We start from the raw sequence: 23,735 nt of genomic DNA, 5'->3' as shown, positions 1-23,735 counted from the left end.
AATACCAAGACGTTAGTTATTGCAAGCTTGGCAACCGCGCCTGAATATGGTGGTCTGCTGGCCGAGGGCAGGTCAGGCCAGTGCGCGCCGGCCGTGTGATGGAGGTCATCGGGGTTGAAACAGTACGACCGCTTCGAGCCGCGGCTGACCCTGCGCTTCGGCGTAACCGGCCATCGCCCGCCCCGGCTCGGCAGCAGTCATGAAGGACGCATCAAGGCCGAGGTCGGCGAGCTTTTCGACATCGCCCGAAAGACCCTGTCGGAGTTGAAGGAATCACATTCGGACGCGTTCAACGACGACGAACCGCTCCTGAAAATGGTATCCTCGCTGGCCGAGGGCGCAGACACGATTGCTGCGGAAGCCGCGATCGACAGCGGGGCGAGCCTGTCGGTCTGCCTTCCTTTCCCGCCGGAGGTCTACGCACGCGATTTTGCCGACAAGGACTGGCAGCGAAGCGCAGCGCTGATCGAACAGGCAAGCTCCACCATGGTACTCGAAGGCTATTCGAGCGGTGCGGAAGCGGGCTACGAGATGGCTGGCCAGATCGTGCTGAGCCAGTGCGATATCCTGATAGCGATCTGGGACGGCGAAGCTGCCCGCGGGCGCGGCGGCACCACTCAGGTGATTGCCGAAGCCGTCGCGCGCCACCAGCCGGTCATCCATATCGATGCGGACGGCAAGGAAGAGCCCCAGCTTCTATGGAGCGGGCTCCACGCGGCCATTCCCGACAGGCCGACGATCGACGGGGTAGAGCGGGCGCGCGCCGTCGATGCCCTGCCCGCGCTCATCGATGCCCTGTGCGCCCCGCCGGTCGGCGAACAACGCGAGGCCCTGCTCCACTTCGTGCATCCGCGAGTGAAGCGTCGCAGCCATGCTGTCGCCTGGCCGCTGCTCCTGTGGATCACCGGCGCGAAGCCCCTCTCGCGGCTCAGCCTGTCATCGGTGCTGGCCGAAGACTCGGCCGACCAGGCGAAGGGTCTCGTCAGGCCCTTTACCGATGTCGGTCACTACGGCCACTTCCTCAATACGGACCTGCTCGACCGCTATGCGCGCGCCGATGCGCAGGCGAGCCTGTTCGCCCTGCGGTTCCGGTCGAGCTTCGTCGTGAACTTCGCCCTGTCGGGCCTCGCGGTGCTGCTGGCGCTCTCCGGGCTGCTGTTTCCCGAATACAAGAAGATCCTGATCGGCGCCGAGTTGCTGGTGATCCTGGTCATCATCATCAACACGAGGCGCGCAACCCGCGTCGACTTTCACCGCCGCTGGATCGACCGGAGACACCTCGCGGAAAGGCTGAGGCAGCTGATGATCGTCTCCATGCTCGGCCGCCTCGGCCTGCGCGAGGTCGAGAACGGGACCCGCGAGCCGGGCTGGGCCAGCTGGTATGCCCGCGCCAGCGCGCGCGAGCTCGGCCTTGCGGGCGCACGGATGGACGAGGCCTACCTATCGCGTCTGCGCCAGACGATGCTCGACCTGATCGAGGACCAGGCGAACTACCACCGTGCCAACAAGCATTCGATGCACCGAGCGAATCACCGGCTTCACCTCATCGGCGACGCCTTCTTCGGCGGCACGATCCTCGCCTGCCTGGCCTACCTCATCGTGTCTTTTACAGTCGGCAAGGACGCAGGCCTCATGGGGTTTGGCATGGCCGAGATCGTCACACTTCTTACCGCGCTGTTCCCCGCGCTCGCTGCTGCCCTTTACGGCATAAGGATGCAGGGTGACTTTGCCGCCACAAGCGAACGCTCCGCGCTGATCGCACGCATGCTCGACGGTCTGAAGGTGGCGCTCGAGGCCGACCCGCTGCGCTACGACCGCCTCGTCGAGCGTTCGCGGCGGCTGAGCGAAATCCTGCTGGTCGACGTGCAGCAATGGCAGCTGCATTTCGAAACGCGCCCGATGAGCCTGCCGGGCTGAGCTCTATTTGCGCCGGCGCGCGAGAAACTGGCCCTCGATGTGCCAGAACTTTTCCATGTAGAGATAGGTCATCGACGCGGTCCAGCCGACCATCACGAGGCCGTTCAATGCCTCGATCCCGCTGATGATGCGCAGCGATCCAGTCGGATAGAGGTCCCCGATCCCGAGCGTCGTGTAACTGGTGATCGAGAAATAGAAGGCATCCTCGAGCGAATGCCCGCGATCACCGTCGATCGAGCCGAAACCCCCGATCTCTTCGAGCAGCAGGAATGCGCCTGCATAGAGCAACACGTGAACCGTATGCGATACCAGCGCCGCGACCAGCATCAGGATGATGCGCATGCGAGGATAGATCCGGACATGCGTCACGCGCTGCGAAGTGAAGCGGAGCACTTCGTAGTGGATCGCAATCGTTGCTGCGACCAGCAGGAGCGAAACGATCAACGTCTGCATGCGGCCCAGCATCGCAACAGGCAGGCCGCAGGGCAAGTCCCGCTAGCTGCGGATCTTCCAGCCCGATGCGAGAATGCGATAGACGATGAAGCCAAAGATGATGTTGAAGATGCCGAGACCGAGAGCCGCCTGCACCAGTGCGCCATTGGTGTCTCCGATATCGCTCTGGCCGAGGAAACCGAAGCGGAAGCCGCTGATGACATAGAAGAAGGGGTTGGCGCGGCTGATCGCCTGGAAGGCGGGCGCAAGGTTGTCGATCACGTAGAACGTGCCCGACAGCAGGCTCAGCGGGGCGATCACGAAATTCGAGACCGCCGCGTTGTGATCGAATTTCTCCGCCCAGATCGATGCGAGCAGGCCCATCAGCGCGAGCATGATTGCGCCCATCAGGCCGAACCACGCCACTGCCCAGGGATGAGCCATCGACAGGCTAACACCAGGGTAGAACAGCATTGCCAGTGCGACGGCTCCGCCCACCGCGATTGCGCGGGTTACAGCCGCCGCGACGATGCCGGTCATAAGCTCACCGGTGGAAAGCGGCGGCATGAGCAGGTCGATGATCGTCCCCTGGATCTTGCCCGAGAGCAGCGAAAAGCTCGAATTGGCGAAGGCATTCTGCATCATGCCCATCACGATCAGTCCCGGCGCGACGAAGGTGGCGAAATTCACGCCGAGCACCTCGCGCCCCTCGCGACCCAGTGCGACCGTGAAGATCACCAGAAACAGCAGGGTCGTGACCGCCGGAGCCCAGATCGTCTGCGTCTGGACCTTGAGAAAACGGCGAACCTCCTTAATATAGAGGCTCCATAGTCCCACGCGGTTGATACCGGTGATCACCGGCTCTCCACGTTTCGGGAAACTGCCCCTCCCCTTGCCCGTATTCTCGGTGAAAGAGGCATCTTCGCTGCCCTGTTTCTCGACAGGACCGGCGGCAGGAGAGGGTTGGACTTGATCGGCCATGGGCGTGCGCCTAGGGCCAAGCACTTCCGCTGGCAAGCATGGCCGGTGGAGACACGAAGGATACGGATTGCGCATGAGCTGGACCGACGAACGGATCGCGACGCTGAAGAAGATGTGGGAAGGCGGCTCGACCGCCAGCCAGATTGCCGAAGAACTGGGCGGCGTCAGCCGCAATGCGGTTATCGGCAAGGCCCACCGGCTTGGTCTCAAATCGCGCCCCTCGCCCGTAAAGGCTGCCGAGAAGAAGAAGGCTGCCCCCAAGGCGAAACCGGCACCCAAGCCCGCCGCCAAGAAGGCCGCGCCGCGCCCGGCCCCCAAGCCGACGCCCGCACCGGCTGCCGCTGCGCCGAAGCCCGCCGCCAAGGCGGGTGGTGGCACCACGCCGTCGCAGCCCCTGCCCAACAAGACGCCCGACCTGCCCAAGATCGTCTCGGTTGGACCGGGTGGCTTCCTGCGCCAGGGTCCCGGCGACCAGCAGGCACCGATCCCGCCCGCCCCGCCGCGCCGCCTCGTGCCGGCAAAGCCCAGCCCCGAGATCGCCGACAAGACCAGCCTGCTCGATCTTTCGGACAAGGTCTGCCGCTGGCCGATGGGCCATCCGGGCGAACCCGATTTCCACTTCTGCGGCGAAGCCGTGAACCCTGGCTTCCCCTATTGCGTCGAGCATTGCGGCAGGGCCTACCAGGCACAGCTGCCCCGCGGTGCGCGCCGTCCCCCTCCGCCGCTGCCCTTCGGCGGTCCGCGCGTGCGCTGATCCGGCCACAGGCAAACGAACACAAGAGGCCCTCGGGATTGCCCGGGGGCCTTTGTTATTGCGGTTCGTTCGAGCGCGTTTACTTCTCGCCGGCAAAGTATTAGCTCGCGTAACTGTCTGAAATGGATCGAGATTGGATTAAAAGTTTTCCTGTTGGTTACCATTTCGGTTGACCAAGCTGTCACGCCTTGAAGCGATAAGGGAGGCTGCTGTTTTGCCCTTAAAGCAAGCAGCAGGATCGAGAGGACAAGAGACTGTCATGGATGTGGAGAGCGTCACCTTCGGCGCATTCTTGGGGATTGCAGGGGTCTTCGGTCTCACGGCCGCAGCGATCTACCCGCTCGTCCAGCGGAGCTACCTGCTCTGGGGCGTGGCGCGGGCAATCTTCTTCACCTGCATGGTGATCGCACTCTTCCCGATCGAACTCTCCAATGGCGAACCGGTCGTCGGTACCAACCTCTGGCTGGCGGAAGCTGCCCTTGCACTCGGGGCAGCGATGACCGGCCCCTTCCTTGCCAATTACGTCGAACCGCACATCAAGCTCGGGAAGGCACGGCGCCTGCTCTACTGGATGCTCCCGCTCGGGCTGTTTGCCGCGGCGGCGAGTGCGATCGGTCAGACACTGCCTCTGTACAACCAGCTGCATGACCTCACCCTTCTGGCCTGCACCGTCCTGCTCGCCAGCGGGCTTTATGCCGCAATCAAGGCAGGAAGCAGGGCGGCGCGCTTCCAGTTGATCGGCTGGGGCCCCCTGATCCTGATCGGGCTTGTGGCATTCAGCTACGAACTGGTGACACGGGGCCACCTACCTTACTGGCCCTACCTCCTGCTGGCCGGCCTGGTGATCGATTTCGTGGTCTCGGCAACGGGTATCGTGGACGGGTTCGTGATCATCCAGAAGGAGCGTGATCGTGCCATGGCGGACATGAAAGCCGCAGAGCTCATGACCGTGACCGATCCGCTGACCGAAATCGCCAATCGCCGCGGGCTCGACCAGCATTTCGAGAATGCGGACCGATCCAACCTGTCGGGTCTCGCATTGATCGATTGCGACCATTTCAAGCGGATCAACGACCAGTTCGGTCACGAGACCGGCGACAGGGTCCTTGTCGGGATCGCGCAGGGGCTGAAGATCGACCACACCTTCGTTGCCCGTCTTGGCGGGGAAGAGTTCGTCGTCCTGATCTACGGTGATGATTGGCAGGAACGTGCCGAACAGGCGCGTCGATGCATCACGCTGGCCGTACGGGCCTATGTGCCGGACCTGCCCTACCCGGTCACGGCAAGCGCGGGCCTCACGTCCATCAGCGAGGGCGACACGCTGACCTGCGCGATGAAGCGCGCCGACAAGGCGCTCTATGCCGCCAAGGAAAGCGGCCGGAACCGCAGCCTGTCGCTCACCGAATTCCGCCCTCCCTCGAAGATCGGCGAAGTCGCCTGACGCCTCAGGGCTTGCGCGCAAACCAGATCGTGTGACGCGGCCCCTTGTTGTTGGGGCGGGCGCGCACGGTGCGCTCCTCGACCTCGAAACCCGCTTCCTTAAGGCGGATGCGGAACCGGTGATCGGGTGCTGCCGACCACACGGCCAGCACGCCGCCCGGCTTGAGCGCATCGCGTGCCTTGCCGAGCCCGGTGCGCGAATAGAGCCGCTCGTTGCCGTCGCGCACGATACCGTCCGGCCCGTTGTCGACATCGAGCAGGATGGCGTCCCACTTGTCGCAGGTTCCGTCATTGGCATCGTCGATCAGCGCCGCGACATCGCACAGCACCACGTCACCGCGAGGATCGTCGAGCGTGTCTCCGGTGAGGTGCTTCAAGGGCCCCTGCGCCCATTCGAGAATCTCGGGCACGACTTCCGCCACAACGATCTCGGCTTTCACGCCGCCCTTCTCCAGCGCCTTGCGGAAGGTGAAGCCCATCCCATAGCCACCGATCAGGACACGTGGCGCGGAGGTGCGCAGCTCGGCCAGCGTCAGCTCGGCAAGCTGTTCCTCGCTGAACTGCATGCGCGTACCCATCAGCTCGTTCCGGCCGAGCATGATGATGAAATCGCGGCCATGGCTGACCAGCGTCAGCGTGTCGCCTCCGGGGATTTCGGCAGTGGCAAGTTCTTCGCGCGGGAGCATCGGCAATCCTGTTTCAACCGGTTCGCCTGCCCCGTTAGCGGTCCTTCGCCGCTCCCGATAGTCAGCCCGTGACTTCGAGCACCATGTTTGTCGGCGTTTCGGCCGAACGGCGGACATTCCCGAAGCCGGCTTCTTCGAGCACTTCGGTCAGCCGCTTCTGTCCCGCCTGTGCGCCGAGGCCCAGCCCGACCGGCTGCGACAGCGAGGCCGGCGTGCAGACCGTTGTCGAGAAGGCATAGAAGATCTGGCCGAGCGGATGCATGTTTTCCGCCATCGTATCGCCAGCCATGGGTTCGACCAGCATGAGCGTGCCGTCATCCTTCAGTGCCTCGCGGATATGCTTCGCTGCACCGACCGGATCGCCCATGTCGTGCAAGGCATCGAAGATGCAGGCGAAGTCATAGTCCTCACCGTCGAAATCCTGCGCCGTGGCGACATGGAATTCGACATTGGTGACACCCGCTTCCGCGGCCTTCTTGCGTGCTTCCTCGATCGAGGGTTCGTGGAAATCGATGCCGTGGATCGTCGATGACGGATAGGCCTTCGCCATCAGCACGGTCGAGGAGCCGTGACCGCAGCCGATATCGGCCACCTTCGCGCCCTTGTTGAGCTTCGCCTCCACCCCGTCGAGCGAGGGTATCCAGTTGTCGACGAGGTTTGCCTGGTAGCCGGGACGGAAGAAGCGATCGGTGCCGCAGAACAGGCATTGCGAATGCTCGCCCCATGGCCGCCCCTTGCCCGACTTGAAGGTATCGACCGACTTTTCGTGTTCTTCATATTGCGAGACGACCGCCTGTATGAAGCCCTGCATGCAAGCCGGCTGGCCCTCGCGCGCCATGATCAACGCCTGTTCTGGCGAGAGGGAGAAAGTGTCGTCTTCGGGATGGTAGGTGACATAGCCCGCGGCACTGACCGAACCGAGCCACTGGTGGAGGTACTTCTCGTTGAAGCCGGTCTTCGCGGCGATCTGCGCCAGCGTCAGCCGCCCTTCGCCGTCCAGGGCGTCGAACACGCCCGCCTGGTCACCGATATAGGCCATGAAAAGGCTCAGCGCGCCCGCAACGTCGCCGATCACCTTGCCGGCGAGCTCCTCCACTTTCGTCATGTCGATCTCTTCGCTCATTTCGCTCTCCTGTCTTGAGGACAAGCGACCCGATGCGATCCGGATGATTGTTCCTGCGACTCGCTCTTGGGCGGTGCAACTTCAGGAAGTGTCTCGCATCATAGCACAGCGCGCGTGCGAATGTGGCGCGCACGAAAAAGGGGCCGCAGGTTTCCCCGCGGCCCCTCTTCGATTTGGGTCCGGAAAGACTTAGTCCTTCAGGAAGTCCGGCACGTGGGCCTCACCGCCCCCGTCCTTGTTCCCGCCACGGTCGCCGCCGCGGTCACGACCGCCACCACGCGGGCCACGGCCACCGCCACGACGATCACCGCCACGACCGCCGCCACGCGGGCCACGGTCACCGCGCGGTTCGCGCGGCGGACGGGTGTCTTCCAGCTCTTCGCCGGTTTCCTGGTCGACCACGCGCATCGACAGGCGGACCTTGCCGCGCTGGTCGATCTCGAGGACCTTGACCTTCACTTCCTGGCCTTCCGACACGACGTCGGTCGGCTTTTCTACGCGCTCGTTCTTCATTTCGCTGACGTGGACGAGACCGTCCTTGCCGCCCATGAAGTTCACGAATGCACCGAAGTCGACGATATTGACGACCTTGCCGGTGTAGATCTTGCCGACTTCCGCCTCTTCGACGATGCCTTCGATCCACTTCTTCGCGGCTTCGATCTCGTCGGCATTGCTCGACGAAATCTTGATCACGCCTTCGTCGTCGATGTCGACCTTGGCGCCGGTTTCCGCGACGATCTCGCGGATCACCTTGCCGCCCGTACCGATGACGTCGCGGATCTTCGACTTGTCGATCTGCATGGTCTCGATGCGCGGAGCGTGCTTCGAAACGCCGGAACGCGAGGTCGACAGCGCCTTGGCCATCTCGCCGAGGATATGCTGGCGGCCGGCTTTCGCCTGCTCCAGCGCCTTGGCCATGATTTCCTGCGTGATGCCGGCAACCTTGATGTCCATCTGCATGGTGGTGATACCAGCTTCCGAACCGGCAACCTTGAAGTCCATGTCGCCGAGGTGATCTTCGTCACCCAGGATGTCCGACAGGACCGCGAAGTCGTCGCCTTCGAGGATCAGGCCCATGGCGATGCCGGAGACCGGACGTTCGATCGGAACGCCTGCGTCCATCATCGACAGACAGCCACCGCAAACGGTCGCCATCGAGCTCGAGCCGTTCGACTCGGTGATGTCCGACAGGACGCGGATCGTGTAGGGGAAGTCCTCGTGGTCGGGCAGGACGGGGTGCAGAGCGCGCCATGCGAGCTTGCCGTGACCCGTTTCGCGGCGACCGGTGAAACCGAAGCGGCCGACTTCACCGACCGAATACGGCGGGAAGTTATAGTGCAGCATGAAGTGGTTGTAGGAGAGACCCTCCAGACCATCGATCATCTGCTCGGCATCCTTGGTGCCCAGCGTGGTGGTGCAGATCGCCTGCGTTTCACCGCGGGTGAACAGCGCCGAACCGTGCGTACGCGGAAGCAGGCCGACCATCGCCTCGATCGGGCGAACCTGGTCGAGCTTGCGGCCGTCGATGCGGGTGCCGTCCTTGATGATGGCGCCGCGGACGATTTCCGCTTCGAGCTTCTTCACCGCCTTGTTGGCGACGAGCTGCGTCTGCGCTTCTTCTTCCGCGAAAGCTTCCTTGGCCTTGGCACGTGCTGCGTTGAGCGCGTCCGAGCGGGCCGACTTGTCGGTCAGCTTGTAAGCGGCAGCGATATCGTCGCCGATGAGGCCGCGCAGCTTTTCCTTGATGGCCGAAGTGTCGTCCGAGGTGTCGATTTCCCACGGATCCTTGGCAGCCTGTTCGGCCAGATCGATGATCGCACCGATGACCTTGCGGCTTTCCTCATGCGCGAACATGACGGCGCCGAGCATTTCCTCTTCGGTCAGCTCCTTGGCTTCGGATTCGACCATCATCACCGCGTCCTGCGTGGCGGCGACGACGAGGTCGAGGCGACCTTCTTCGTCGAGCGCGGTCTGCAGGCTCGGGTTCAGTTCGTATTCGCCATTGCGGAAGCCGACGCGTGCAGCGCCGATCGGGCCCATGAAGGGCACGCCCGAGATGGTCAGCGCGGCCGAAGCAGCGATCATCGCGACGATATCGGGTTCGGTCTCGCCGTCATAGGACAGGACCTGCGCGATCACGTTGATTTCGTTGTAGAAGCCTTCCGGGAAGAGCGGACGCACGGGGCGGTCGATCAGGCGGGAGGTCAGCGTTTCCTTCTCCGTGGCGCGGCCTTCGCGCTTGAAGAAGCCACCCGGGATACGGCCCGCGGCGGAGAATTTTTCCTGGTAGTGAACGGTCAGCGGGAAGAAGTCCTGTCCTTCCTTGACGCTCTTGGCGGCGGTCACGGCGCACAGCACCACGGTTTCGCCATAGGTGGCCAGAACGGCGCCGTCTGCCTGACGGGCGATCTGACCGGTTTCGAGGGTGAGGGTCTTTCCGCCCCACTCAATCGATACGGTTTTCTTGTCGAACATGTATTTTCCTTATGAACCCGCGGGGCCACATTGCCGCGCGGGGCCTACTGTGCCGGGTATTCCGTCCCGGTCCGGTTCGGGCTTTCCTTAGCCCCCTTGACTGGCAGGCCGCGCCGGATTGCGCGGGTGCCAAATAGTAAGAGGGGCGACCTTCGTGGCCGCCCCTCTTGAAACTCTTACTTACGAAGACCCAGCTTCGCGATCAGGGCGTTGTAACGCTCCACATCCTTCTTTTTGAGATAGGCGAGGAGATTACGGCGCTTGTTGACCATCATCAGGAGGCCGCGACGCGAGTGGTTGTCCTTGTGGTTGGACTTGAAGTGCTCGGTCAGGTTCTTGATGCGCTCGGTGAGGATGGCAACCTGGACTTCCGGCGAACCGGTATCACCCTTGCTCTGGGCGTTGTCCTTGATGATCTTCTGCTTCGTATCGGGTGCAACCGACATAGTATTTACTCCGCGACATCCGGTAGGTTGAAACCCCTGACGACCTTGGCCGTCCCACCTTCGAGTTCCATGAGCGCTACCGGGGTTTCGCCCAGTTTCGCCAAGTGGAGCCCATCGGTTTGGGGCAGGTCCGACAATACCCGGCCCTGGCGGACCGCCTGCGCGCTGTCGGGTTCGAGGGGAAGGACCGGGATGTCGTCCAGTCCCGCCTCTAGCGGCAGGAGAAGGTTTTCAATGGCCGCGCCCTTAGCGATTTCCTCGAGCTTGTCCAGCGAAATCGCCTCGTTTTCGAGGAAGGGACCGGCCTTCACGCGCCTTAGATAGGTAACATGGCCCAGCGTCCCAAGTGCGCGTGCGATATCCCGTGCAAGCGAGCGGATGTAAGTGCCCTTGGAGACATGCGCGACGAGCGTGACGGAGTCCGCCAGTTCGAGCGGGGCCTGCGGGTCGTAGGGATCGGGCCTGCCGGCTGTCGTGGCAAAGGAAGACCGCAGCTCCGCGTCTTCGCGCTCGCCTGCGAAACCCAGCTCGTGGATGGTGACCGCGCGGGTCTTCATCTCGACCTCTTCGCCCGCCCTCGCGCGATCATAGGCACGTTTGCCGTCGACCTTGATCGCCGAATAGGCGGGCGGCGCCTGCTCGATGAGACCGGTGAAGTGTTCGAGCACGGCGGCAATCGCTGCCATGGGAGGGCGCCGGTCGGTCCGCTCGACGATTTCGCCTTCTGTGTCGAGCGTGTCGGTCTCCTCGCCGAACTGGATCGTGAACTCGTAGATCTTGTCGGAATCGAGCATCCGGCCAGCGAGCTTCGTCGCCTCGCCCAGCGCAATGGGAAGCACGCCCTCGGCCAGCGGGTCGAGCGTGCCCCCGTGGCCGACCTTGGTCTTCTTGTAGCCGCCCTGCCGCAGCACGCGCTTGACCATGCCGACCGCCTGCGTCGAGCCGAGCCCGCGCGGCTTGTCGAGCAGCAGCCAGCCGTGCGGTGCGGGTTTGGTGCGTTCGGTCATGCGATCATGCCCGCGATACTGTCGGCCACCGAGTAAAACACACCGGTCAGCCATTCGACTGGTGGGTAGACCGTGTTCTCGATCCAGCGCGCATCGGGAAAGGCCCAGGTCGCAGCGATCAGCACGGCCAGCAGCAACATGCCCATCGCCTGCAGCCTCTGCCAATGGCGCGCCCACCGACGCGGCATCAACCCGCCGACGATGTGCGAGCCGTCGAAGGGCGGGATCGGCAGCAGGTTGAACAGCGCGAGAAAGGCGTTGATCAGGATGAACGCGCCGAATGCCGTCATCAGCCATTCGGGAAGCGCCACGCCCCAGTTCGTCGCGAAACCGGCGATAATGCCGAAGACCACCGCGCCAAGTAGCGAGAGTACGATATTGGTCCCCGGCCCTGCCGCCGCCACAGCCATCATGCCGTAGCGCGGATTGTCGAGCCGCCGAGCGTTGACCGGCACGGGCTTGGCCCAACCGAAGATCGGACCACCGAACAACGCAAGCGCGCCCGGCACCAGCAGTGTGCCGATCGGATCGACATGCTTGATCGGATTGAGCGTCAGCCGCCCCATGTCGCGCGCGGTCGTGTCGCCGAGCGCGAGGGCGGTCCAACCGTGCGCAACCTCGTGGAAAACAATGGCCACGATCAGGCAGGGGATCAGGATCAGCGCGAGAGTAAGCGTGTCGAACATGCGGGACTATCTAGGAACGCTCAGGCCCCTGCGCACCCTCTAGCCTTCGAGCGCCTCGGAAAAATGTTTGCGGCACATTGCGACATAGCGGTCGTTGCCGCCGATCTCGGTCTGCGCGCCCTCGCTCACGGCCTTGCCGGTCTCGTCGACGCGCAGGTTCATCGTCGCCTTTTTCCCGCAGTCGCAGACCGCTTTCATCTCGATCAGCTTGTCGGCAATGCCCAGCAACGCCGCAGAGCCGGGGAACAGCTCGCCCTGGAAATCCGTGCGAAGGCCATAGCAAAGCACCGGGATGCCAGCCTTGTCGGCAAGGCTCGCCAGCTGCCAGACCTGCTCCTTGGTGAGGAACTGCGCCTCGTCGACCAGAACGCAGGCGAGCGGGTTCTCGGCATGCTCTTCGAGCACCCGCGCCTCGATATCGGTGTCCGCCTCGTAGCGGTGTGCATCGCTCGACAGGCCGATGCGGCTCGAGATCGCGCCGAAGCCCGGTCGGTCGTCGAGCGCGGCGGTCCACAGGGACACCGTCATCCCGCGTTCGCCATAGTTGAAAGCGGTCTGGAGTAGCGTCGAGCTCTTCCCCGCGTTCATGCTGGCAAAATAGAAATAGAGCTTGGCCATTGATGGGGCCTAGCCTGACATGGCGAGGCTGTTAAGGAGACCGTCAGACAGGATTGGGGATGACACCCGATCAAGCAAAAGACGATACAGGGACTATCGATGGCAGAGGCAAGCACCGCGTCGAACGCGCAGACAGGCATTCTCGGTTGGGTCGAGAGAACGGGCAACAAGCTGCCCGATCCGGTTTTCATCTTCTTCTACCTGATCATCGCACTGGTCGTGATCTCGGTGATCGCCGCGATGACCGGCGTTTCGGCGCTGCATCCGACTGCCGTCGACGCCGAAACCGGCGGCGCGCTGCGGATCGAGGCCGTGAGCCTGCTGGCTGCCGACAATATCCAGCGCCTCTGGGTCGAAATGCCCAAGACCTTCACCCACTTCCACCCGCTGGGATACGTGCTGGTGGTGATGCTCGGCGCAGGCGTTGCCGAACGTTCCGGTTTCTTTGCCGCAGGCATGTCCAAGGCGGTGAAGAGCGCTCCCAAGGCGCTGCTCACGCCGGTTGTCGCGCTGGTTGCCATGATCGGCAACCACGCAGCCGACGCAGGCTACGTCGTCCTCATCCCGCTTGCAGGCATCCTGTTCGCAGCCGCCGGTCGCCATCCGCTGGCCGGTATCGCTGCGGCCTTTGCAGGCGTATCGGGCGGCTTCTCGGCCAATATCTCGCCGGGCCAGCTCGACGCATTGCTGTTCGGGATTACCGAGGAAGCGGTCGGCGCAAGCGCGCTCGATCCCTCGTGGACCGCCAACATCGCCGGCAACTGGTACTTCATCACCGCTATGACCGTGCTGTTCCTGCCGATCATCTGGTACGTCACCGACAAGATCATCGAACCCCGCCTCGGCGCATGGACCGGCGGCGCGACCGCTGGCGCCGGTAGTGGCGAGGAAATCGAAACCCAGGACGAGGCGGCCGCTAGCAAGGGCCTTCGCGCAGCAGGCCTCGCCGCGCTGTTCGTTGTCGCCCTGTGGGTGCTGATGGTCTTCGCACCGGGCACTCCGCTGATCGACGAAGCCGCCTGTGAGGCAATCCCCGCAGCCGATTGCTCGATCCATTCCGAACTGCGCCCGCTTTACCAGTCGCTCGTAGCGGCCTTCTTCCTGCTCTTCCTGCTGACCGGATGGGCCTATGGCCGTGCTGCCGGCACGATCAAGGATCACCGCGACCTGGTGAACATGATGGCCGAGAGCATGAAGGACATGGGTTACTACCTCGTCCTCGCCTTTGCCGCTGCGCACTTCGTGGCGATGTTCGGCTGGTCGAACCTCGGCCTCATCACCGCGGTCCACGGCGCTGCCGGCATCGAGAGCACCGGCCTGCCGCTGCCGCTGGTTCTCGGCTTGATGGTGCTGTTCGCGGGCTTGTTGAACCTGTTCGTGGGTTCGGCCTCGGCAAAGTGGGCGCTGCTGGCCCCGATCCTCGTGCCGATGCTCATGCTGCTCGGCATCAGCCCGGAAGGTGCGACCGCTGCCTACCGCGTCGGCGACAGCGCGACCAACATCATCACGCCGCTGATGGTGTACTTCCCGCTGATCCTCGTCTTTGCACAGCGCTGGAAGAAGGACTTCGGCCTCGGCAGCCTCACCGCGATGATGCTGCCCTACTCGGTATGGCTGCTCGTCTCGGGCACGCTGCTGATCGTGATCTGGTTCTACCTCGGCATTCCGCTGGGGCCCGATGCCCCGGTCGGCTACACGATGCCGACGGTAACGCCGTAAGCGACTATTCCTCTTCGTCCCCGAGGTCGCGTGCGACCTTGGGGTCGGAGAGCAGTCGCTCGATCCGGTCGGCCTCGTCGAAGCTCTCGTCGGGCTTGAAGGCAAGCTTGGGCGCGAATTTCAGGCCCAGCCGCTTGGCGACTTCCTTCTGGAAGAAGGCGGTGTTCGTACGCAGTGCCTTGAGGACGATCGCCTCGTCCTCGCCCAGCAGCGGCTTCACATAGGCCTTTGCATTCCTGAGGTCGGGCGTCATGCGGACTTCGGTCACGGAAATGTGACTGGCGCGCAGGACGTCGTCATGCGCTTCGCCCCGCGCGAGCAATTCGGACAGGATGTGGCGCACCCGCTCGCCCACTTTCAGGACGCGTACGGACTGCTGTTCGGGCGTGGACTGGTTGCGGGACATCAGGCGGTTTCTTCCATCTTGCTGAGAATGCGCTTTAGCGAGGTCATGTTGCGGGCGGTACCCTTGCAGCGCAGCCGCCGCTCCAGCACCTTGTTCGACAGGTCGGATACGCCCACGCCGTGGACGTAGTCGAGGAACAGCACGCCATTGCCCAGCGCGAGCCGCTCGCTGCCCTTCCGGCTATGCTCCTCGATGAGAGCATCGACCGCCACGGAATCCGGCTGCTGGCTGAGGAAGATGGAGTGGACCATCTTGTCCGAACCGTGCTCGGGCCCGGTGCCGTGAAAGGGGTTCTCGTCGATCGCGGCGCGAACTTCCTCAGCCGTGCGAACCATGGCGCAGGATTTGAAACCGAAGCTGCGCTCGACCACGCTTTCGAGCTGGATTTCCAGCAGGGCGGGATCGCGCTCGTCGGAGAAGATGACATTGCCGCTCGCAGCGACCGTCGACACGTTCGAGAAACCCGCCTCGGTCAGCGCCGACACGAGGTCGACCATCTTGATCCGGTTGCCACCCACATTGATCGATCCGAGAAACGCAAGGTAAGTCGCCATTATCCAGCGTTCTCGCTAGGCGGACCGGGGCGCTCGGTCACAAGCGCCGTGCTGGTCGCACGCGCCAGCAGCTCACCGTCGAGATCGAAGAGCTCGCTCTCCAGATAGGTCACCCGGCGACCGCGCTTCACCACCCGGCCCTTCGCCTTGAGCGGGCCGATCGGCACGGCGCGCACCAGCGTCATGTTGATCTCTAGATTGAGCGGGGCCTCTGCGTGGTCGGTCGCCCAAACATGCGCCCAGCCCATCACCTCGTCGAGGAAGCCTGCCACCAGCCCGCCTTGGCAGAAGCCGCGCGGGGTGCGGAAATGCTCGGGCGCGGTGAAACGCAGCACGATCTCCTCGCGCGCCTTGTCGAAGCTCTCGAACTCCACGCCCATGAGCTTTGCATGCGGGAACTGTTCCACGGTCGAGTTCATTCCGCCTTGCCCGGAAGCGGGGTCGGGATTGCGGTCGAGGTCGCACGGGCAAGGACATTGCCCTCGCTGTCGAGCAATTCGCCTTCGAGGAATACGACGCGCCTGCCCGCCTTCACCACCCGGCCCTTGGCCGTGATGGGTTCGAGCGGGACCATCCGCAGGAAGGTGAGGTTCATGTCGAGATTGAGCGGGAGACGCACGCCCTCCTCGCCGAATTTCTCTTGCGTGACGGCCAGCAGCGCGCCGCCCATCACCTCGTCGAGGAAGCCCGCGATGAGCCCGCCCTGCACCGCGCCGCGCGGAGACGCGAAGCTCGGAGGAGGGGAATAGCGCGTGGTGAGTTCGCCCCTTTCCTTGTCGAAAGAGACGAACTCGGAACCCATCAGTTCGGCAGAGGGCGAGCGCTGGCCTTCGTAGATCTTAGCCATTCACCCGGCTCCCCTCAAAGCGTGCGTTCACGCTCCTCGACCTCGAACACCTCGAGCTGGTCGCCCGGCTGGATGTCGTTGGTGTCGGCAAGGACCACACCACATTCGAGACCGGCGCGGACTTCGTCCACGTCGTCCTTGAAGCGGCGCAGCGAGGCGATGGTCGTCGCCGAGACGATGACGTCTTCGCGCGTGAGACGTGCATGCAGTCCCTTGCGGATGACGCCTTCCTCGACCAGCAGGCCGGCGGCCTTGTCCTTCTTGCCCGAGCGGAACACTTCCTTGACGGCGGCACGGCCGACGACGTTCTCGATCCGCTCCGGACCAAGCTCGCCTGCCATCTCCTTCGCGATTTCCTCGGTCAGGTGGTAGATGACGTCGTAATACTTCATCTCCACGCCGTCGCGCTTCACCAGCTCGCGCGCCTTCGCATTGGGACGCACGTTGAAGCCGATGATCGGCGCGTTCGAGGCCGATGCGAGGCTGACGTCGCTCTCGGTGATCGCCCCCACGCCTGCATGCAGGACGCGGACCTTGATCTCGTCGTTCGAGAGGTTGTGCAGCGCGGTCGTGATTGCCTCGACCGAGCCTTGTACGTCGGCCTTCACCAGTACCGGGAACTCGATGATGTTCGCCGCGAGATTGTTGAACATCGTGTCGAAGCTGGTCGGGGCAAGCGCAGTGCGCTTTTCGGTCGCCTTTTCCTGACGGTAGGCCGCCACTTCGCGGGCACGCTGTTCGTTCTCGACGACGGTCAGCGTATCACCGGCGCTCGGTACGCCGCCGAGGCCAAGGACCTCGACCGGCATCGAAGGACCGGCTTCCTTGATCTGCTTGCCCTGGTCGTTGACGATCGCGCGGACACGGCCGCTTTCCGTACCGACGACGAAGGTGTCGCCGCGCTTGAGCGTACCGCGCGTGATGAGGACGGTCGCGACCGGGCCGCGGCCCTTGTCGAGCTGTGCCTCGATGACGGTTGCCTCGGCCATGCGGTCGGGGTTCGCCTTGAGTTCGAGCAGTTCGGCCTGGAGCGCGATCTTCTCGAGCAGTTCGTCGAGATTGGTCTTCTCCTTGGCGGAGATCTCGACGTCCTGCACATCGCCCGACATCGCTTCCACGATGACTTCGTGTTCGAGCAGGCGGCTGCGGATGTTGTTCGGATCCGCCTCGGGCTTGTCCATCTTGTTGATCGCCACGATCATCGGGACGCCCGCGGCCTTGGTGTGATTGATGGCCTCGATCGTCTGCGGCATGATGCCGTCGTCGGCAGCGACCACCAGCACCACGATATCGGTGACATTGGCACCGCGCTGGCGCATCTCGGTAAAGGCTGCGTGGCCCGGCGTGTCGAGGAAGGTGATCGTGTCGCCGCCCTTCGTCTTCACCTGGTAGCTGCCGATGTGCTGCGTGATGCCGCCGGCTTCGCCCTTCACGACATTGGCGCCGCGAAGCGCGTCGAGCAGGCTGGTCTTGCCGTGGTCGACATGGCCCATGATGGTGACGACCGGCGGACGCGGCTTCAGCGTGTCTTCCGGATCGACGTCCTCTTCGGCCTGGATGTCGACATCGGCTTCCGAGACCTTCTGGATGTTATGACCGAACTGTTCGACGAGCAGTTCCGCGGTGTCCTGGTCGATCGTCTGGTTGACGGTGACCATCATGTCGAGATTGAAGAGCTCCTTCACGAGGTCGGCGCCCTTCTCGCCCATGCGCTTGGCCAGTTCGCCGACGGTGATCGCCTCGGGGACGACCACGTCGCGGACCTGCTTCTCACGCGGCTTGTTCGAGCCACCACCCTGCAGGCGGCGCTCCTTCTCGCGGGCGCGCTTGAGCGCGGCGAGGCTGCGTGCACGGCGGCCTTCGTCCTCGTTGAGAGCCTTCTTGACGGTAAGCTTGCCCGAACGGCGCTTGTCCGGCTTTTCTGCAGTGCGGGCGGCCTTGTCGTCCTTCTTCTTGGCGCGTTCCGGCTTCTTGATTTCGGGGCGCTTGACCGGCGTGAACTTGCGCGCGGCAGGCGTGGGCGTGCCCTTTTCGGCAGGCGCCTCTTCCTCTGCAGCTGCAGCAGGCTCTTCCTTGGCCTTCTTCGCCTCTTCCTTGGCCTTCTTGGCAGCCTCGGCTTCGGCCTTCTTGTTTTCCTCGGCGCGCTTCTTCTCGTCCTCGGCAGCCTTCTTGGCGTTCTCCTCGTCGCGCTTGCGCGCTTCTTCGGCGAGACGCAGGCGCTCTTCCTCGGCCTCGCGCTGGAGACGCGCGACGCGTTCCTGCGGAGTTTCCTTGGGCGGAGCGGGCTTCTTGGGCGCAGCCTTCTTGGCCGCAGGCGCAGGTGCGGGTTCCGGCGTCGGCTCGGGCGCAGGCGGCGGGGGAGGCGGCGGCGCCTCGCCCGGTTTCACGAGCTTGCGGCGGCGCTTCACCTCGACCTCGACCTTGTTGGTGCGGCCGTGGCTGAAGGTCTGCTTGACCTCGCCCGACTGCGCGCCCTTAAGGGTCAGCGGTTTGCGGGCAGGTTTCTTGTCGTCGTCGCTCATTCTTGCTCGTTTCTCTTCGTTCAATCGTTCGTATCGTCAGCGGCGCGCATCTCGGCACGCCCATATTCAGTCGGGATGTCTTGCCCCAGGTAATGCATCAGCCGCTTCAAGGGCTTGAGCACCCGCGCGGCAGAAGCATCATGTGTCAGACCGAGATGGACGACATTGTCGCGGCCCAATGCCACAGACAAAGCGTCGCGGTCCAGTGGTAGCGTCCAGCCCCTCTCGCCCGAGCCTTCGGCCTCGCGGCCGACGCGCCAGGCCTGGTCGAGCTTCTTGCGCCCGTCCTCGCTGGCATCACTAGCGTGTAGCAGAAGCGCCACGCCGCCCATCCGCGCCGTCTCGGCAATGCGCTGCGTCCCCAAGATAAGGGCTCCGACGCGCATTTCGAGCCCCAGCCGGTCGAGCAGGACGCGAGTGAGCGCCTCCTCGATCTTCTCGGGCAGGTTCTCCGGGATCTCGAGGTCGCCGGTCTTGAAGGCGCGCGAGAGGCCGCCCTTCAGCTTGCCGTCGGCAAGCGCCTGTTCGATCTGCTGGCGCGAGGAGCACACCCAGGCACCCCGCCCCGGTGCCTTTTCCTGCGCATCGGGCAGGACCAGGCCGGAAGGCGAGACGGCGAGGCGGACAAGCGCGTCGCGCGTGTCCGTCTCTCCGGAAAGGATGCAGCGCCTTTCGGGCTCCGATTTACGGGGCCGGGGGGCTTCAGCGATGTCGGGGCTCAGGCGCTCATTGGGTGGAGTCCGCATCGGCGGCCTCCTGCGTGTCGGTCGCGTCGGCGGCTGCCGGAGCTTCCTCTTCGTCTTCGAACCAATGGGCGCGGGCAGCCATGATGATCTCGTTGCCCTGCTCTTCGGTCAGACCGTATTCGCCAAGCACACCGCCCTTGTCCTGCTCGCGCATGGGGCGATCGCGGCGCATCGGCGGGCCGTCGGGATTGTTGTTCCGGCGGCGCGGAGCCTCGCGCTTCTTGGCGATCAGTTCGTCGGTGGCGAGGTCGGCCACGTCGTCGAGCGTCTTGAGGCCTGCCTTGCCGAGCGTGACGAGCATCGCTTCGGTGATGTGCGGCAGTTCCGCAAGGTCGTCCTCGACACCCAGTTCGCGGCGTGCCTCGCGGTGCGCAGCTTCCTGGCGATCGAGCGCTTCCTTGGCGCGGTTCTGGAGTTCTTCGGCCAGTTCCTCGTCGAAGCCTTCGATGCTGGCGAGTTCGTCCAGCTCGACATAGGCGACTTCCTCGAGCTCGGCGAAGCCTTCGGCGACGAGCAGCTGCGAGAGCGTTTCGTCGACGTCCAGTTCCTCTTCGAACATCTTCGAACGCTCGGCGAATTCCTTCTGGCGCTTCTCCGAGGCTTCTTCCTCGGTCATGATGTCGATCTGGTTGCCGGTCAGCTGGCTGGCGAGGCGCACGTTCTGGCCGCGGCGGCCGATCGCGAGCGACAGCTGGTCGTCGGGAACGACGACTTCGATGCGGCCGTCTTCCTCGTCGAGGACGACGCGGCTGACGGTGGCCGGCTGGAGCGCGTTCACGATGAAGGTCGCGCCATCTTCCGACCAGGGAATGATGTCGATCTTCTCGCCCTGCAGTTCCTGCACGACGGCCTGGACGCGGCTACCCTTCATGCCGACGCAGGCGCCGACGGGATCGATGCTGCTGTCGTGGCTGATGACGCCGATCTTGGCGCGGCTGCCCGGGTCGCGGGCGGCGGCCTTGATCTCGATGATGCCGTCGTAGATTTCGGGCACTTCTTGCGCGAACAGCTTGCGCATGAAATCGGGGTGCGCGCGGCTCAGGAAGATCTGCGGACCGCGGTTGTTGCGCTCCACCTTGGTGATCAGCGCGCGGACACGCTCGCCGACACGGGCGGCTTCGCGCGGGATCTGCTGGTCGCGGCGGATGACGCCTTCGGCACGGCCGAGGTTCACGATCACGTGGCCGAATTCGACCGACTTGATCACGCCGGTGATGACTTCGCCTGCGCGGTCCTTGAACTCTTCATACTGGCGCTCGCGCTCAGCGTCGCGGACCTTCTGGAAGATGACCTGCTTGGCCGACTGCGCATCGATACGACCGAGGTCGACCGGGGGCAGCGGGTCAACGATGAAATCGCCGATCTTGGCATCGTCCTGAAGCTTCTGGGCCTGCTTGAGATCGACCTGCTTGAAGTAGTCTTCAACTTCTTCGACGACCTCGACGACACGCCACAGGCGAAGATCGCCGGTCTGCGGGTCGAGCTTGGCACGAATGTCGTTCTCCGCGCCGTACCGGTTGCGGGCGGACTTCTGGATCGCCTCTTCCATCGCTTCGATCACGATGGACTTGTCGATCATCTTTTCCGATGCGACCGCGTTCGCGATTGCAAGGAGTTCAGCCTTGTTGGCGGAAATGGCGCTGGCCATCAGTCGTCTGCCTTTTCTTCTTCGATGTCGTCGGCACCGCTCGTATCGAGCGGCTGGGTGGCGGCAATAAGCTCGTCGGTCAAGACGAGCTTTGCCGAGTGGATCTGGTTGCGATCGAGTTTGACCTCGCCCGCCTTGGCATCCTCGATGACGACGTCGTCACCTTCGATACCCTTGAGTTCGCCCTTGTAATTGCGCTGGCCGTCAAAGCCCTTGGCCATGGAAATCTTGGCCTCGTGCCCTGCCCAGTTGGCGAAATCCTTGGCGCGGGTCAGCGGACGGTCGATGCCGGGCGAACTCACCTCGAGGTGGTAGGCGCCTTCGATCAGCACCTCGCCCTGCTCTTCGAGCTGATCGAGCTTTTCCGAAACGCGGCGCGAGAGGGCGGCACACTGTTCGATCACCAGCTGCCCAGTTGCCGGGTCTTCCGCCATGATCTGGAGCGCTTCGCCGCCGTCGCCGGCTTCCGAAGGCATCATCTTGACGCGCACGAGTTCGAAACCCAGCGCCTTCGCTTCGGGTTCGATCACTTCGTTCAAGCGCTCAAGATCAGCCATTCGTACTCCGTCTTAGACATGCAATGCGACATCCGGGTTGCTCAAAGGCTTTTCGGCCGGCCCCTTGCGGCGCCAGCCCCTACAATGTCGCGACAATGTCGGGATGGGAGGCAGATAGGGGCGAGTCCTGCAAAAAGCAACACAGTTCTGCATTCGCGCGGCTTCGTGGTATGATCGACTCGCGGTCAACAAGGCCGCGCCGTGCTCCCCGGTCTTCCCGTTCAGCCAAATTGGCCGGGAGAGCCCTTGAACGAGGGGATGCGAGATGAGACTTGTCATTTCAACCATCGCCGCCTTGCTGACGCTGAGCGCCTGCGGCGAAACCGTCGAAGAAGCGCCCGACACCGGCCCGCGCGAACGCGATGCGGCCTGGACGCCCGAGGAAGGGCTGCCCGAGTTTGCCGACCGGCAGGACCCCAATCCGGGGATAGGGACATGGATCAACCGCCTCGAGCCACAGCAAAGCGATGCCTGCGACTTCACCGAGAAACCGCCAAAGGACCGGCCGGCCGAATATGTTCTGACCGCCTGGAGCGGAAACCTCGACCTCTACACGCCGCGCGACACGCTCGAGCACCGTCGGGGCGAAGGCTTCATCGAGTCGGCCTTCATGCATTCACGACCTGTCGTGGCCGTGCGCCAGGGTATGGACGACCTCTGGATCGAACCTGTGGGCGAGAACGTGGTCCTATATATAGGAGCGGACGAGCTTACCTGTCGCCGCGACGAGGCAGAAGCCTGACGCGGTTGGAAATGGCCGCTCAGGGACAGCCTAGACCCCAGGGGTTCTTGTTGCAGTCCACAGCCGGCTTGGGGGCGACGGCGGCCGGTGCCGCCTCGGCCTTCGGCTTCGCCCCCTCTGCGTCCATGGACGAGACCATGGTGAACATGCCGATGAGGAAGATGCCGGCGAGCACGCCAGCGACGATTAGCCGGAGAGGGAAAGTCTGTCGCTCGTGCCGTTCACGTTCGGCACGCTGCTCGTCGGTTTCGGACGCATTGCGCGCGATTTCGTAGGCATCATGCAAATCGAGTAGCGAAAAGCCCATCTGATTTTCCCCCTGGCATTTGAACAGGGGCGAAATAGCTCGCGAAACTGAAGAAAAGCCTAATAAATAAGGGCTTGGCTACTCGGCCTCTTCCATCAATCCATGCTTCTTGATGCAGTGGCGCAGCTGGTCGTAGCTAAGGCCGAGCGCCTTGGCGGTCTGGCGCTGGTTCCAGCGATGCTTGCCGAGTGCGTGCTCGACGATGGCGCGCTCGTGCTCCTCGACTGCCGCCTTGAGATCGTCGACATGCTCGAGATCGGGCGTGGCCGCGGCGGCAGGCGCCGGCTGGGCCGCAGGTTGCTCCGCCTTCGGACGCGAGGACGGCATCGACACCGGCTTCCACGGGCTGTCGAAGGGATCGAACACGACATGCCCGATGGGCGCGCTCCAGTCGTCCCAGCGATAGACCGCGCGCTCGACCACGTTGCGCAGCTCGCGCACATTGCCCGGCCACTGGTGGTTCTCCAGTTCTTCGGCCACGTGATCGGCGAAACCGGGCCAGGCTTCCCAGCCGAGCTCTGCGCCCATGCGGCGCCCGAAATAGTCTGCCAGCACCTCGATATCGCCTTCGCGCACGCGCAGCGGCGGCAAGGTAATGACCTCGAAACTCAGCCGGTCGAGCAGGTCGGCGCGGAATTCGCCGCGCTCCGCCTTGGCGGGCAAATCCTCATTGGTCGCCGCCACGATGCGAACGTCGACACGGATCGGGCGAGAGGAACCGATGCGGGTGACCTCGCCATATTCGACGGCGCGCAACAGGCGTTCTTGTGCGCCCATCGACAAAGTACCCAGTTCGTCGAGGAATAGAGTGCCCTTGTCGGCTTCCTCGAACCTTCCGGCGCGTTGTTTGGTAGCACCCGTGAATGCCCCGGCCTCGTGGCCGAACAGCTCCGCCTCAATCAGCGTTTCGGGGAGCGCGGCGCAGTTCATAGTGACGAGAGGCTCGTCCCAACGGGTCGACAGGCGATGCAGGCGTTCGGCAATCAGCTCCTTGCCGGTACCGCGCTCGCCGATAACCAGCACGGGCCTGCGCATGGGGGCCGCACGGCTGGTCCGCTCGACCGCATCGAGGAAGGCGCCTGACTGCCCGAGAAACTGATTTTCCCGCTCCATGGCCAATAT

The 23,735-nt window shown here is 63.8% G+C and carries 24 protein-coding genes; 5 read left to right on the top strand and 19 right to left on the bottom strand.

Annotated features, from left to right (window positions below; translation table 11 throughout):
* The first annotated feature begins 114 nt into the window (after positions 1–114).
* The gene (locus tag K3163_RS04015; protein ID WP_221552603.1) at positions 115–1,917 is read left to right on the top strand and encodes a hypothetical protein; all 1,803 of its coding nucleotides are present in this window, start codon (positions 115–117) and stop codon (positions 1,915–1,917) included.
* 3 nt (positions 1,918–1,920) lie between these two features.
* Here the strand turns inward: K3163_RS04015 and K3163_RS04010 are convergent, their stop codons facing one another.
* Together K3163_RS04010 and K3163_RS04005 are read right to left on the bottom strand one after the other, a co-directional pair.
* Positions 1,921–2,370, bottom strand: a complete 450-nt coding sequence (locus K3163_RS04010) for a potassium channel family protein (protein WP_221429097.1) — start codon at positions 2,368–2,370, stop codon at positions 1,921–1,923.
* A gap of 42 nt (positions 2,371–2,412) precedes the next feature.
* Complete coding sequence (locus tag K3163_RS04005; protein ID WP_247712452.1) at positions 2,413–3,330, bottom strand: ABC transporter permease; 918 nt, start codon at positions 3,328–3,330, stop codon at positions 2,413–2,415.
* A 73-nt stretch (positions 3,331–3,403) separates the two neighbouring features.
* Here K3163_RS04005 and K3163_RS04000 point away from each other — a divergent pair, with 73 nt between their 5' ends.
* The gene (locus K3163_RS04000) at positions 3,404–4,084 is read left to right on the top strand and encodes a GcrA family cell cycle regulator (protein WP_221552601.1); all 681 of its coding nucleotides are present in this window, start codon (positions 3,404–3,406) and stop codon (positions 4,082–4,084) included.
* Between the two features lie 259 nt (positions 4,085–4,343).
* Positions 4,344–5,525, top strand: a complete 1,182-nt coding sequence (locus tag K3163_RS03995; RefSeq protein ID WP_221552599.1) for a GGDEF domain-containing protein — start codon at positions 4,344–4,346, stop codon at positions 5,523–5,525.
* 4 nt (positions 5,526–5,529) lie between these two features.
* Here the strand turns inward: K3163_RS03995 and K3163_RS03990 are convergent, their stop codons facing one another.
* The 7 genes from K3163_RS03990 to K3163_RS03960 form a co-directional block, all read right to left on the bottom strand.
* Positions 5,530–6,210 carry a spermidine synthase family protein gene (locus K3163_RS03990; protein WP_221552588.1) on the bottom strand — a complete coding sequence of 227 codons (681 nt, stop codon included), beginning with the start codon at positions 6,208–6,210 and terminating at the stop codon, positions 5,530–5,532.
* A gap of 61 nt (positions 6,211–6,271) precedes the next feature.
* Entirely contained in the window at positions 6,272–7,333 is a 1,062-nt protein-coding gene (locus tag K3163_RS03985) for a class I SAM-dependent methyltransferase (RefSeq protein ID WP_221552586.1), read from the bottom strand.
* A 189-nt stretch (positions 7,334–7,522) separates the two neighbouring features.
* Positions 7,523–9,808: a polyribonucleotide nucleotidyltransferase gene (gene pnp / locus K3163_RS03980; RefSeq protein WP_221552584.1), complete on the bottom strand. Its 2,286-nt coding sequence runs from the start codon at positions 9,806–9,808 to the stop codon at positions 7,523–7,525.
* Positions 9,809–9,984: 176 nt separating this feature from the next.
* The gene (gene rpsO / locus K3163_RS03975) at positions 9,985–10,254 is read right to left on the bottom strand and encodes a 30S ribosomal protein S15 (protein WP_221429103.1); all 270 of its coding nucleotides are present in this window, start codon (positions 10,252–10,254) and stop codon (positions 9,985–9,987) included.
* 5 nt (positions 10,255–10,259) lie between these two features.
* Positions 10,260–11,261, bottom strand: coding sequence for a tRNA pseudouridine(55) synthase TruB (gene truB / locus K3163_RS03970; protein ID WP_221552575.1), 1,002 nt, complete (start codon positions 11,259–11,261; stop codon positions 10,260–10,262).
* On the bottom strand, positions 11,258–11,947 hold the full coding sequence (locus K3163_RS03965; RefSeq protein WP_221552573.1) for a site-2 protease family protein: 690 nt from the start codon (positions 11,945–11,947) through the stop codon (positions 11,258–11,260). Before K3163_RS03965 ends, truB begins: the two co-directional genes overlap by 4 nt.
* A gap of 39 nt (positions 11,948–11,986) precedes the next feature.
* The gene (locus K3163_RS03960; RefSeq protein WP_221552565.1) at positions 11,987–12,565 is read right to left on the bottom strand and encodes a thymidine kinase; all 579 of its coding nucleotides are present in this window, start codon (positions 12,563–12,565) and stop codon (positions 11,987–11,989) included.
* Positions 12,566–12,664: 99 nt separating this feature from the next.
* Here K3163_RS03960 and K3163_RS03955 point away from each other — a divergent pair, with 99 nt between their 5' ends.
* Positions 12,665–14,284 (top strand): AbgT family transporter, encoded by a 1,620-nt coding sequence (locus tag K3163_RS03955; RefSeq protein ID WP_221552563.1) that lies wholly within the window; start codon positions 12,665–12,667, stop codon positions 14,282–14,284.
* A 4-nt stretch (positions 14,285–14,288) separates the two neighbouring features.
* Here the strand turns inward: K3163_RS03955 and rbfA are convergent, their stop codons facing one another.
* Genes rbfA through rimP form a run of 8 tightly spaced genes read right to left on the bottom strand, consistent with a single transcriptional unit; the run spans position 14,289 to position 21,564 of the window.
* Positions 14,289–14,690: a 30S ribosome-binding factor RbfA gene (rbfA, locus tag K3163_RS03950; protein WP_221429108.1), complete on the bottom strand. Its 402-nt coding sequence runs from the start codon at positions 14,688–14,690 to the stop codon at positions 14,289–14,291.
* Positions 14,690–15,244, bottom strand: a complete 555-nt coding sequence (locus tag K3163_RS03945; RefSeq protein ID WP_221552555.1) for a DUF1697 domain-containing protein — start codon at positions 15,242–15,244, stop codon at positions 14,690–14,692. Before K3163_RS03945 ends, rbfA begins: the two co-directional genes overlap by 1 nt.
* A complete protein-coding gene (locus K3163_RS03940) occupies positions 15,244–15,663 on the bottom strand; it encodes a PaaI family thioesterase (RefSeq protein ID WP_247712451.1) in 420 nt (139 codons plus the stop codon). The genes K3163_RS03945 and K3163_RS03940 overlap by 1 nt, the downstream gene beginning before the upstream one ends.
* Positions 15,660–16,091 (bottom strand): PaaI family thioesterase, encoded by a 432-nt coding sequence (locus K3163_RS03935; RefSeq protein ID WP_221552554.1) that lies wholly within the window; start codon positions 16,089–16,091, stop codon positions 15,660–15,662. The genes K3163_RS03940 and K3163_RS03935 overlap by 4 nt, the downstream gene beginning before the upstream one ends.
* Before the next feature lie 14 nt (positions 16,092–16,105).
* Entirely contained in the window at positions 16,106–18,613 is a 2,508-nt protein-coding gene (gene infB, locus K3163_RS03930) for a translation initiation factor IF-2 (protein ID WP_221552552.1), read from the bottom strand.
* Positions 18,614–18,633: 20 nt separating this feature from the next.
* Positions 18,634–19,359 carry a DUF448 domain-containing protein gene (locus K3163_RS03925; protein WP_221552549.1) on the bottom strand — a complete coding sequence of 242 codons (726 nt, stop codon included), beginning with the start codon at positions 19,357–19,359 and terminating at the stop codon, positions 18,634–18,636.
* On the bottom strand, positions 19,340–21,007 hold the full coding sequence (nusA, locus tag K3163_RS03920) for a transcription termination factor NusA (RefSeq protein WP_221429113.1): 1,668 nt from the start codon (positions 21,005–21,007) through the stop codon (positions 19,340–19,342). Before nusA ends, K3163_RS03925 begins: the two co-directional genes overlap by 20 nt.
* Positions 21,007–21,564 (bottom strand): ribosome maturation protein RimP, encoded by a 558-nt coding sequence (gene rimP, locus K3163_RS03915; protein WP_221429114.1) that lies wholly within the window; start codon positions 21,562–21,564, stop codon positions 21,007–21,009. Before rimP ends, nusA begins: the two co-directional genes overlap by 1 nt.
* A gap of 265 nt (positions 21,565–21,829) precedes the next feature.
* On the opposite strand from rimP, the gene K3163_RS03910 reads away from it, so the two are divergent.
* Positions 21,830–22,306, top strand: coding sequence for a hypothetical protein (locus K3163_RS03910; protein WP_221552547.1), 477 nt, complete (start codon positions 21,830–21,832; stop codon positions 22,304–22,306).
* A gap of 19 nt (positions 22,307–22,325) precedes the next feature.
* Here the strand turns inward: K3163_RS03910 and K3163_RS03905 are convergent, their stop codons facing one another.
* A complete protein-coding gene (locus K3163_RS03905) occupies positions 22,326–22,613 on the bottom strand; it encodes a hypothetical protein (RefSeq protein WP_221552546.1) in 288 nt (95 codons plus the stop codon).
* Between the two features lie 78 nt (positions 22,614–22,691).
* Positions 22,692–23,726, bottom strand: a complete 1,035-nt coding sequence (gene pspF / locus K3163_RS03900) for a phage shock protein operon transcriptional activator (RefSeq protein ID WP_221552543.1) — start codon at positions 23,724–23,726, stop codon at positions 22,692–22,694.
* Between the last annotated feature and the right edge of the window lie 9 nt (positions 23,727–23,735).

This window comes from Qipengyuania xiapuensis (assembly GCF_019711395.1).
GTDB lineage: Bacteria > Pseudomonadota > Alphaproteobacteria > Sphingomonadales > Sphingomonadaceae > Qipengyuania > Qipengyuania xiapuensis.
Note: the sequence above shows the minus strand (reverse complement) of the source record. Positions and strands in the feature narration are given on the sequence as shown.